Genomic DNA, 9946 nt, shown 5'->3' with positions numbered 1-9946 from the left:
GGTCAAATCAATTAAGGGCAATAACCTGCCACGGACGTTAGCGACCCCGCGCACCCAAGGCTTTACACCAGGCAAACGCGTACTCGCGGGTTCAGTAAGCACTTCGGCAATATCATCCATGGCCGCCACGCAATAATGCTCGCCAAGTAAAAAACCAACACCACTCCAGCTCATCACGACCTGATCCCGGGCACTCGGCAAGGCATTTATGCCCACATGGCAGCGACGAGACAACTCGAGCAAATAGTCAAACGACGAGGTGTCAGACATGGTTCCGCTCACTGTCGTAAATTGAGCTTTCAGTTAAGTACTGCATCAATCGCCTTCAGCAGCCCTTTGCTATCGACTGGCTTCGTCAAATAGCCTTTGGCGCCTTGCCGCTGGCCCCACAAACGATCGGTTTCCTGATCTTTAGTGGTGACAATGATAACCGGAATACCACTGGTTTCAGGGTCCCGACTAAGCTGCCGAGTAGCCTGAAAACCATTCAGGCCCGGCATAACAATATCCATTAACACAACATCTGGCAGCTCTTGTTTAGCCAGTTCTATCCCTTTTTCACCGCTTTCTGCGGTCAAAACCTCATAACCACTTTTATTGAGGATTTGCGATATTTTAAAAATTTCTGTCGGTGAATCGTCGACTATTAACACCCGTGGCATGTAACTTCCCTCGTTAACGCCGTATGAATACGGCGCATAACACCGCCAAAAGCAGTGGCATGCAGCCCAAATTGGCGATGATTCTGGCTATTATTGCGCTTGCGCAATCTGTACGTGAGTTTGAATTGCCTCAAGCAACTCACCCTTACTAAAAGGCTTTGTCAGGTATTGATCGGATCCAACAATACGGCCTTTGGCTTTATCGAACAAGCCGTCTTTACTCGACAACATAATGACTGGCGTTGACTTGAATTCAGTATTATTTTTTATCAAAGCGCAGGTCTGATAGCCATCTAAACGCGGCATCATAATATCAACAAAAATGATGTCAGGCTTAGTATCCGCTATTTTTGCCAAGGCATCAAAGCCATCGACGGCAGTCACAACTGTACAGCCTTCTTTGGCAAGCAAGGTCTCAGTCGTTCTACGAATGGTCTTGCTGTCATCGATAATCATGACTTTTAAACTAGAAAAATTGACTTCCATAGGTAATGCGAACCTTTTTCAGGTTTCAATTTTATGCACCAACATTCCCTTATTCGAGCGCACACTCATTCGATTTTCACACGGAATCCGCCCCAACACCATCATCCCGAAAGAGATCAGTAATGCAAAATTGCCTGAACTTGAGATAATGCGCTATTTTAGCGGTATTCTATGAGAGCTAATTATTAGCGCAGTAGCTATGCATAAGAAACCCCTTTTCGCGAAGTTTTCGACATAGGTATCAAAATGACAATTCGTTTGGGTGTGGTAATGGATCCCATTGATCATATTACGTACAAAAAAGACTCCACACTGGCCATGTTGTGGGCGGCAGCTGAACGTAATTGGCAAATTCATTACATGACCACGGCCGACCTCTACCTCAGTGGTGGGCTTGCGCGAGCCGCTACCCGCCAGCTTCAGGTTTTTAAAGACCCACAACATTTTTACGAGCTCGGCGACAGCCTAGACATCGGCCTTGGTGAACTCGACGTTATTCTAATGCGCAAAGATCCACCCTTTGACAATGAATTCCTTTACGCCACTCACATCTTGGAACTGGCTGAAAGTCAGGGGGCGTGGGTTGTGAACAAACCCCAGAGCCTGCGCGACTGCAATGAGAAATTATTTGCGCTGCAGTTTCCACAACTAGGCCCCATTCACTTAGTTAGCCGCGATCAAGCCCGCCTGCGAGCTTTTCATGCCGAGCATGGCGATGTCATCATGAAGCCTTTAGATGGCATGGGTGGCAGCTCTATTTTCAGACTTCGCCCAGACGATGCCAATGTCGGCGTTATTTTAGAAACCCTCACCAATCACGGCCAAACCACGATTATGGCCCAGGTCTATGTGCCGGAAATAAAAGACGGCGACAAACGTATTTTATTGATTGATGGCGATCCAGTACCCTATTGCCTCGCTCGCATTCCCGCCAAAGGAGAAACCCGCGGCAATTTGGCCGCCGGCGGCACTGGTCGCGCGCAGCCGCTGAGTGACAGCGACCGCCGTATCGCCGCCGAAGTAGGCCCGATCGCCAAAGCCAAGGGCTTGCTTTTTGTCGGTCTGGACGTGATTGGCGAATACCTGACCGAGATCAATGTCACCAGCCCCACCTGTATCCGAGAAATTGACGACCAATTTGGCACTGACATCGCGGGTCAATTAATGGACTGCATCGCGGCTAAATTCGCGGCCACGGCCAGCCGGGCATGAGCAGCAATCTCGTTTTTGTTGAAGACCAACCGCCACCAGAGCGGCTTGGCTTTATTATTGTCATTGCCACCGCCATGCATTTGGCACTTATTCTGGGACTGAATTTCGCCCCAGAGAATGCCCGCGTAAAGTTACCGAGCTTGGAAATAACCCTCGCCCAGTATCGCAGCAAAGACGCACCCGCCGAGGCCGATTATCTTGCGCAATACGATCAAATCGGCAGCGGCAGCCTCGACAAGAAGGCCGAACTGCGCAGCATGTCTGACAGCGCCTTTCATGACACTACGCCCAGCGAAGACGCACTGAAACTCGCAAAAAATACCCCGAAGCAGTCACCGTCGCCGGAATTGAGCAGTAACGCAAATAACACTCGCAGTAGTACCGAGCGCAATACCCGCATGGTCCTGCAACAGCAGCAATGGCAAGGCAGTGACGACAGTACCGAATTAAGCGACAACATCGCGTCATTAGAAGCCCAGCTCGACAAACTGAATCAGTCTTATGCGCGTATGCCCAGGCCAAAATTCATTACCTCGGTTGCCACCAAAGGCTCCCCCGATGCTATCTACCTAAATCGCTGGGAACAACGCATAGAAGACATAGGTAACGCCAATTACCCCGAGGAAGCCCGGCGCAAGGGTATAGAGGGCGAACTGCGTCTATTGCTCATGCTTATGCCCGACGGCCGGATCGACGAGGTGCGAATACTCAGTAGCTCCGGTAGTGCTGTATTAGACCAAGCGGCACATCGAATCGTGCGCAAAGCGGCGCCCTTTGAGGCCATCCCCGCCGACGTCTTAGATGGCAAAAATCGCCTTGGCATTGTGCGCACATGGCGCTTTGAGCGCCAGGGCCTAAAAACCAACCGTAGCTAACGGCTTGGCCTTGTGTTTAACCCAACTTAAACCATACTAATGACATGGATCAAACTCTGTTCCCGTCATTGAAAAACCACTTCCTTATTGCCCTGCCCGGTCTGAGGGACGGTATCTTTACGCACAGCATTACCTATCTTTGCGAGCATGACGACAAAGGTGCAATGGGCATTGTCATTAACCGTCCAATCGACATGGAAGTAGATGAAATACTGGAGCAGCTCGATATAGCCGGCCAAATTTTTGAGCATCACGAGCCGGTCTTCGCTGGCGGGCCCGTCCACACTGACCGTGGCTTTGTCCTCCACCGCCGCGACAACCAGGACTGGGAGGCCAGCATCGCGGTCACCGACACCGTTGCCTTGACCACCTCCCTCGATATTTTAGAGGCCATCGCCCTCAATCGCGGCCCCAGCCAAAGCCTGATTGCCCTAGGCTACGCGGGCTGGGATGCAGGCCAGCTAGAAGAGGAGATTCAAAGCAATACTTGGCTGACGCTACCTGCCAATGACGAAGTACTGTTTAATGTGCCCTCAGACAAAAAAGTGGACGCAGCACTGGCCATACTGGGGATTAAATTCTCACAAATCGGCTCGGACAGCGGTCACGCTTAAGGACCACACCCGATGACAGCTAAACCCCAAACCCTGATCGGCTTTGATTTCGGCCTGCGCTGGATCGGCTGCGCGGTGGGTCAGACGCTGACTGGCACTGCATCGCCTCAGGGCGCTATCACCGCCAAAGACGGTATACCACGCTGGGAGGACATCGACAGCTTATTTGCAACGTGGCAGCCCAATGCCATTGTCGTCGGCCTGCCGTTGAATATGGATGGCAGTAAATCAGAAATGTCGCACCGCGCCCGCAAATTTGGCAACCGCCTCCACGGCCGCTTTGGTCTGCCGGTACACTTTGCCGATGAGCGCCTATCCAGCTTCGAAGCCAAAGGCGACATCATTGCCGACAGCGGCTCCCGCGACTTCAAAAACCAAGGTGTCGACAGCCGCAGCGCAGTCATCATTTTAGAAAGCTGGATGCGCGGCTAACGACGGCGTCTAGTATTGGCCCCAGAGTTAGGACGATTGTCATCTTCGTCCAGCTGCATCCGCAAATCACCCGCCATAGAGTGCATTTTCTCAGGGTCATTATCGGCGCCAAGCTTAATCAGCAAACGCAGATCATTGGCCGAATCCGCGTGAGCAATTGCATCCTGGTAGGTAATTTCACCCGCCAAATATAGGTCGTAGAGCGCCTGATCAAAGGTTTGCATGCCCTGTTCAGTGGAATTGCGCATTAAATCCTTTATACCGGCTACGTCACCTTTACGAATGAGGTCCGAGGCCAGCGGCGTATTGAGCAAAATTTCTACACAGGCGCGGCGGCCCTGACCATCGCGGGTAGGGATTAACTGCTGAGCAACCATGGCCTTGAGATTGAGTGACAAGTCCATCCAAAGTTGGGGGTGCCGGTCCGCGGGGAAAAAGTGAATAATGCGGTCTAATGCTTGGTTGGCGTTGTTGGCGTGCAAGGTACACAAACAAAGATGCCCAGTTTCAGCAAAGGTAATCGCCTGCTCCATCGCCTCTCTGGTCCGAACTTCGCCGATCATGATGACATCTGGCGCCTGGCGAAGCATATTTTTAAGGGCAATTTCAAATGACTCGGTGTCGATACCCACTTCCCGCTGGGTCACAATACAACCGTGATGCTGATGAACAAACTCAATGGGGTCTTCTACCGTGATGATATGGCCCCGAGAGTTCTCGTTGCGGTGACCAATCATCGACGCCAAAGACGTCGACTTACCTGTGCCGGTCGCACCGACAAAGATAATCAGTCCACGCTTGGTCATGGCCAGCTCTTTCACAATCTCTGGTAGACCCAATTCATCGCTGGTCGGGATCTTAGTCTCGATTCTCCGCAAGACCATGCCCACGAGATTGCGCTGATAAAAGGCGCTAACCCGGAAACGGCCAATACCGCGGGAGCTAATGGCAAAATTACATTCTTTATCCCGCACAAATTCCCGGCGCTGCTGATCATTCATGACACCAAGCACCACTTCCCGAGTTTGCTCAGGGCTCAGCGCATTACTGCTCATGGGGATCATCTGGCCATTAATTTTAATCGACGGCGCGACCCCTGCGGAAATAAATAAATCCGAGGCGCCTTTGTCCTGCATAATCTTTAATAACTTTTCTATTTCCACTATTGCGCCCCTAATCGGCGTCGCGAATCATCAACCACTAGAAGTTCTCCGGGAAACGCGCTTTGAGACGCGCTGCATCGCGGTTGATTTTACGTTTAGCCAATAGATCCTTCAGACATTGATCCATGGTTTGCATCCCCAGCGCGGCACCAGACTGAATCGCCGAGTACATCTGCGCGACCTTGTCTTCGCGAATCAAATTTCGAATCGCCGGCGTACCAATCATGATCTCGTGAGCGGCTATTCGACCGCCCTCGGGGCGCTTCAACAATGTTTGCGACACAACCGCTTGCAACGATTCTGATAGCATCGAACGCACCATCGATTTTTCATCACCGGGAAACACATCGACAACACGGTCAATGGTCTTGGCCGCTGAGGTCGTGTGCAGGGTGCCAAACACCAAGTGACCCGTTTCTGCGGCGGTTAGCGCCAAACGAATGGTTTCCAAGTCACGCAATTCGCCGACCAAAATAATGTCTGGGTCTTCACGCAACGCCGAGCGCAGTGCCTCGTTAAAACCGTGGGTATCGCGGTGTACTTCTCGCTGGTTAATCAGGCATTTTTTAGATTCGTGAACAAATTCAATCGGGTCTTCAATGGTCAAAATGTGATCAAACTTATTATCATTGATGTAGTCGATCATCGCCGCCAAGGTTGTCGACTTACCTGAACCCGTTGGCCCGGTAACCAAGACTAGGCCCCGTGGCAACATCGATACATCTTTGAACACTTGCCCCATACCAAGGTCGTCCATAGACAAAACCTTGGACGGAATCGTCCGGAATACGCCACCCGCGCCGCGATTATGATTAAAGGCGTTTACCCGGAAGCGGGCGACCCCCGGCACATCAAATGAAAAGTCAGTTTCCAGAAATTCTTCAAAATCCCGGCGCTGCCGGTCATTCATAATTTCGTAAATCAGACTGTGGACTTCACGATGCTCAAGGGGCGGCAGGTTGATACGGCGGACATCGCCGTCTACCCGGATCATCGGCGGCAAACCCGCCGACAAGTGCAAATCAGATGCATTTTGTTTCGCACTGAAGGCCAATAATTCGGTGATATCCATGTAATTCCTCGAACACATCAAAACCGCACAGCGCCGCCTGCGCAGGCAGCACCAGAATCAAAACTTTATAATGCGACGGCAACGGCGTACAGCACAATGTTTTTATTTTGCCGTACAGCTCCTGAAAAGCGACGCCTCGGTAGAGATCGGGCATAATTCGCCCATGACAACGACCAATACCATACTTAGTAATATAGCAGCGATTCGGAAGCGAATAGCCCTAGCCCAACAACTTTATGCCTCCGACGGCCAAAAGCCCACTTTGATGGCCGTTAGCAAAACCCGCAGCGCCCCAGAAATCCGCCTTGCCTTAGCGGCGGGCGTAAGCGATATCGGCGAGAATTACCTGCAGGAAGCCCTCGCCAAACAAAGTGAACTTGCCGACCAACACATATGCTGGCACTTTATTGGCCCCATCCAGAGCAATAAAACCCGCACCATTGCCGAACACTTCAGCTGGGTACACAGCGTTGACCGGGCCAAAATCATCAGCCGCCTCAATGAGCAGCGCCCGCCGCAACTCGAAGCACTCAATATTTGTCTTCAGGTAAACATCAACGACGAACCGAGCAAGGCTGGGGCCAGTGTTCATGAAATTCCAGCACTCGCCGAACTGGCCTTAAGCCAGCCTCAGCTACGTCTGCGCGGCTTAATGGCCATCCCCGCCAACACCATTGACCCAATACAGCAGCGTCGCAATTTTGCTGCCGTGCGCGAGCTACTGCAGACGCTTCGTCAGCGTTTTCCAGAGGCGCACCTAGATACCCTGTCGATGGGTATGTCTGCCGATATGGAGTCTGCCATTGCCGAGGGCGCAACCATACTGCGCATCGGCAGCGATATTTTTGGCCCACGCGCAGCAAGCACGCCCGATTGACGCGGCATTCACTGCCAGTATCAAAACAGGGCTGGTATACTGCCGTCGGCAAATTCCCTGTGCTACGCAGCAACTCATGTAGCAGCGAGCATCAGTAAAAAAAGGATTAACGTGGTGAGTACTATGCGTATCGGCTTTATCGGCGGCGGCAATATGGCGTCCAGTATCATTGGCGGCCTTGTGGCCAGCGGCTTTGCTGCCGACCAGATCTGGGCCAGTGACCCGAACACCGAAGGCTTAGCTAAGCTCCGCGAGGTCGCGGCCGTGCACATTGGCAGTGACAATCACGCCTTAATTAGCGCCGTTGATATTGTAATTTTAGCGGTCAAACCCCAAATCATGAAAATAGTGGCTAACGACATCGCCGCCAGCGTGCAAGACCAACAGCCGCTGATCATTACCATTGCCGCCGGCGTTACCAGCAGTAGCTTGGACGGATGGCTAGGCGGTAATACCGCGATTGTGCGCTGCATGCCCAATACGCCAGCCTTGGTACGCAGCGGTGCCACCGGCCTGTTTGCCAATGACAAGGTCAGCGCCACCCAGCGCGAGCAGGCGGAACAGATCCTACAAGCTGTAGGACTGGCACTTTGGGTAGACAGTGAGGCCCAACTAGACGCGGTCACTGCCCTGTCAGGCAGCGGGCCAGCCTATTTCTTTTTGGTAATGGAGGCCATGCAGGCAAAAGGCGTGGACCTGGGACTTAGCCAAGAAGTCGCGAATCAGCTCACTCTGCAAACGGCACTGGGCGCCGCGCAAATGGCTATTACGAGTGATGTCGACGCCGCAGAATTGCGCCGCCGGGTGACCTCGCCCAAGGGCACCACAGAACGCGCCATAAACATATTACAAGCGGGTGGCTTGGAAGCATTATTTGGCCAAGCCCTAGACGGCGCACGTCTTCGCGCTGAAGAACTCGCCCTTGAACTGGACGGAGAATAGTTTTAATGAGTGCTGTTAACGAAATCACCACGCTTCTACTAAATACCGTGGTCAGCCTAGGCATCGCGGTGTTTTTACTGCGCATGATTTTACAGCTCGTGAAAGCGGACTATTACAATCCTATTTCCCAGTTTGTGGTAAAAGTCAGCAATCCATTGGTACTCCCGCTGCGCAAAATTATTCCCAGTGTCGGCAAAGTTGACACCGCCTCCCTGCTATTAGCGCTGCTGATTCAAGCGGTTGGTATCGCGATCCTCTTCCAAATCTACGGCGGCCGTCTTCCCAATATCGGCCAGTTATTTATTTGGTCAGTACTGGGTATTTGCAGTGCCTTACTCAACCTCTACTTTTTCGCCATTATCGGCAATATCATTATGAGCTGGGTTGCCCAAGGCGGCAGCAATCCCGCTGCGCGCCTGCTATTTCAAATTACAGAACCGGTCATGGCGCCGTTTCGCAAAATAATCCCCCCCATGGGCGGCCTCGATTTGTCGCCGATTTTTGTGTTTTTGATTATCAATGTACTCGAAGTGCTGTTGCGGCATTTGGCGGGCAGTGCCGGTCTGCACCCAGCGCTGGTAATGGGCCTATAAACCGCGGCTGATACCGTGACGACAGCCAATTACTACCAGTGGCAAAATGGCGATTTAATTTTATTCTGCCATATTCAGCCAAAGGCCAGCACGAACGAGTTTGCTGGCCAATATGGCGATCGGCTCAAGATCAGAATTACAGCAGCGGCCACAGACGGCAAGGCCAATGCTGGTTTAATTGCCTTCGTCGCCGCCGCCTTTGGGGTGAGCAAGCAGCGAGTCCGCCTCAGTGCCGGCACCCAGAGTCGGCAGAAAACCCTGAAAATTCAAGCGCCGGCATGTATTCCAGAAGCCCTCGCCACGGTTGTAAAATAAACAATTTGAGCCGGTATCAGGCCCTAGCACTACAAGGAAAACGGTCTAGATGACACAGGAACAAAATGGCAGCGTCGGCATTGTGGTGCCGCAAACCCTGCATTTCGATCAGCCCCTGACCTTGGCCTGCGGGCGGGCGCTACCCGAACACGATATAGTTTACGAGACTTACGGCAACCTCAATGCCGATAAATCCAATGGCATTCTGATCTGCCACGCTCTCAGCGGCCACCACCACGCCGCGGGCATCCATCACCCTGACGATCGCAAACCGGGCTGGTGGGATAGCTGCATTGGACCCGGCAAGCCCATCGACACCAATGTATTTTTTGTACTAAGCATCAATAATATCGGCGGCTGCAATGGCTCCACCGGCCCCACCGCCATCAATCCAGAGACAGGCAAACCTTGGGGCCCTGATTTCCCGCCTCTGCGGTGTCGCGACTGGGTTGAAAGCCAATACCTCATGATGCAGCACTTTGGCATCACTCAGTGGGCGGCCATTATTGGCGGCAGCCTCGGCGGCATGCAGGCCATGCGCTGGGCGCTGGAACACCCCGACGCCCTGCGTCACTGCATTGTCATTGCCTCGGCCATGAAATTATCAGCCCAAAATATTGCCTTTAACGAAATTGCCCGGCGCGCCATTACCTCGGACCCCAATTTCTTTGAAGGACGCTATCTTGAGCACAATACACTACCG

Annotated in this window: 14 protein-coding genes; 9 read left to right on the top strand and 5 right to left on the bottom strand. The window is 52.5% G+C overall.

All coding sequences use genetic code 11. The features are described 5' to 3' along the window. The 3 genes from ABYT30_RS10915 to pilG form a co-directional block, all read right to left on the bottom strand. A partial coding sequence (locus tag ABYT30_RS10915) for a chemotaxis protein CheW (protein WP_373096442.1) occupies positions 1–270 on the bottom strand: 270 nt, incomplete at its 3' end. Positions 271–299: 29 nt separating this feature from the next. Continuing rightward, entirely contained in the window at positions 300–662 is a 363-nt protein-coding gene (gene pilH / locus ABYT30_RS10910; protein ID WP_373078988.1) for a twitching motility response regulator PilH, read from the bottom strand. Positions 663–752: 90 nt separating this feature from the next. Then, positions 753–1148 carry a twitching motility response regulator PilG gene (gene pilG, locus ABYT30_RS10905; RefSeq protein ID WP_184461374.1) on the bottom strand — a complete coding sequence of 132 codons (396 nt, stop codon included), beginning with the start codon at positions 1146–1148 and terminating at the stop codon, positions 753–755. A 246-nt stretch (positions 1149–1394) separates the two neighbouring features. On the opposite strand from pilG, the gene gshB reads away from it, so the two are divergent. From gshB to ruvX, 4 genes are read left to right on the top strand one after another with little or no spacing between them, the layout of a single operon-like run. Further along, on the top strand, positions 1395–2360 hold the full coding sequence (gene gshB, locus ABYT30_RS10900) for a glutathione synthase (protein ID WP_373078983.1): 966 nt from the start codon (positions 1395–1397) through the stop codon (positions 2358–2360). Beyond that, the gene (locus ABYT30_RS10895; protein ID WP_373096440.1) at positions 2357–3235 is read left to right on the top strand and encodes an energy transducer TonB; all 879 of its coding nucleotides are present in this window, start codon (positions 2357–2359) and stop codon (positions 3233–3235) included. The genes gshB and ABYT30_RS10895 overlap by 4 nt, the downstream gene beginning before the upstream one ends. A gap of 44 nt (positions 3236–3279) precedes the next feature. Further along, complete coding sequence (locus ABYT30_RS10890; RefSeq protein WP_373078978.1) at positions 3280–3849, top strand: YqgE/AlgH family protein; 570 nt, start codon at positions 3280–3282, stop codon at positions 3847–3849. Between the two features lie 12 nt (positions 3850–3861). Then, positions 3862–4281, top strand: a complete 420-nt coding sequence (ruvX, locus tag ABYT30_RS10885; protein WP_373078976.1) for a Holliday junction resolvase RuvX — start codon at positions 3862–3864, stop codon at positions 4279–4281. On the opposite strand, the gene ABYT30_RS10880 is transcribed toward ruvX, so the two are convergent. Both ABYT30_RS10880 and ABYT30_RS10875 read right to left on the bottom strand, forming a co-directional pair. Beyond that, positions 4278–5444: a PilT/PilU family type 4a pilus ATPase gene (locus tag ABYT30_RS10880; protein WP_373078973.1), complete on the bottom strand. Its 1167-nt coding sequence runs from the start codon at positions 5442–5444 to the stop codon at positions 4278–4280. The genes ruvX and ABYT30_RS10880 overlap by 4 nt on opposite strands. A gap of 37 nt (positions 5445–5481) precedes the next feature. After that, positions 5482–6516: a type IV pilus twitching motility protein PilT gene (locus tag ABYT30_RS10875; protein WP_373078970.1), complete on the bottom strand. Its 1035-nt coding sequence runs from the start codon at positions 6514–6516 to the stop codon at positions 5482–5484. Between the two features lie 163 nt (positions 6517–6679). On the opposite strand from ABYT30_RS10875, the gene ABYT30_RS10870 reads away from it, so the two are divergent. The 5 genes from ABYT30_RS10870 to ABYT30_RS10850 all read left to right on the top strand — a co-directional run. Then, entirely contained in the window at positions 6680–7393 is a 714-nt protein-coding gene (locus ABYT30_RS10870) for a YggS family pyridoxal phosphate-dependent enzyme (RefSeq protein WP_373078968.1), read from the top strand. Positions 7394–7516: 123 nt separating this feature from the next. Beyond that, entirely contained in the window at positions 7517–8335 is an 819-nt protein-coding gene (proC, locus tag ABYT30_RS10865) for a pyrroline-5-carboxylate reductase (RefSeq protein ID WP_373096444.1), read from the top strand. A gap of 5 nt (positions 8336–8340) precedes the next feature. Beyond that, complete coding sequence (locus ABYT30_RS10860; protein WP_373078966.1) at positions 8341–8928, top strand: YggT family protein; 588 nt, start codon at positions 8341–8343, stop codon at positions 8926–8928. A 15-nt stretch (positions 8929–8943) separates the two neighbouring features. Next, a complete protein-coding gene (locus ABYT30_RS10855; protein ID WP_373078963.1) occupies positions 8944–9243 on the top strand; it encodes a DUF167 family protein in 300 nt (99 codons plus the stop codon). 49 nt (positions 9244–9292) lie between these two features. After that, the coding region (locus tag ABYT30_RS10850; RefSeq protein WP_373096438.1) for an alpha/beta fold hydrolase at positions 9293–9946 on the top strand (654 nt) is incomplete at its 3' end.

The sequence above is a fragment of the Zhongshania sp. genome, assembly GCF_041623545.1.
GTDB lineage: Bacteria > Pseudomonadota > Gammaproteobacteria > Pseudomonadales > Spongiibacteraceae > Spongiibacter.
This window is presented reverse-complemented; position numbering and strand designations above follow the sequence as displayed.

What these genes read in the sequence shown, in the direction of transcription:
- pilH (WP_373078988.1), bottom strand. Translation starts at nt 662, where the DNA reads ATGCCACGGGTGTTAATAGTCGACGATTCACCGACAGAAATTTTTAAA.
- pilG (WP_184461374.1), bottom strand. Translation starts at nt 1,148, where the DNA reads ATGGAAGTCAATTTTTCTAGTTTAAAAGTCATGATTATCGATGACAGC.
- gshB (WP_373078983.1), top strand. Translation starts at nt 1,395, where the DNA reads ATGACAATTCGTTTGGGTGTGGTAATGGATCCCATTGATCATATTACG.
- ABYT30_RS10895 (WP_373096440.1), top strand. Translation starts at nt 2,357, where the DNA reads ATGAGCAGCAATCTCGTTTTTGTTGAAGACCAACCGCCACCAGAGCGG.
- ABYT30_RS10890 (WP_373078978.1), top strand. Translation starts at nt 3,280, where the DNA reads ATGGATCAAACTCTGTTCCCGTCATTGAAAAACCACTTCCTTATTGCC.
- ruvX (WP_373078976.1), top strand. Translation starts at nt 3,862, where the DNA reads ATGACAGCTAAACCCCAAACCCTGATCGGCTTTGATTTCGGCCTGCGC.
- ABYT30_RS10875 (WP_373078970.1), bottom strand. Translation starts at nt 6,516, where the DNA reads ATGGATATCACCGAATTATTGGCCTTCAGTGCGAAACAAAATGCATCT.
- ABYT30_RS10870 (WP_373078968.1), top strand. Translation starts at nt 6,680, where the DNA reads ATGACAACGACCAATACCATACTTAGTAATATAGCAGCGATTCGGAAG.
- proC (WP_373096444.1), top strand. Translation starts at nt 7,517, where the DNA reads ATGCGTATCGGCTTTATCGGCGGCGGCAATATGGCGTCCAGTATCATT.
- ABYT30_RS10860 (WP_373078966.1), top strand. Translation starts at nt 8,341, where the DNA reads ATGAGTGCTGTTAACGAAATCACCACGCTTCTACTAAATACCGTGGTC.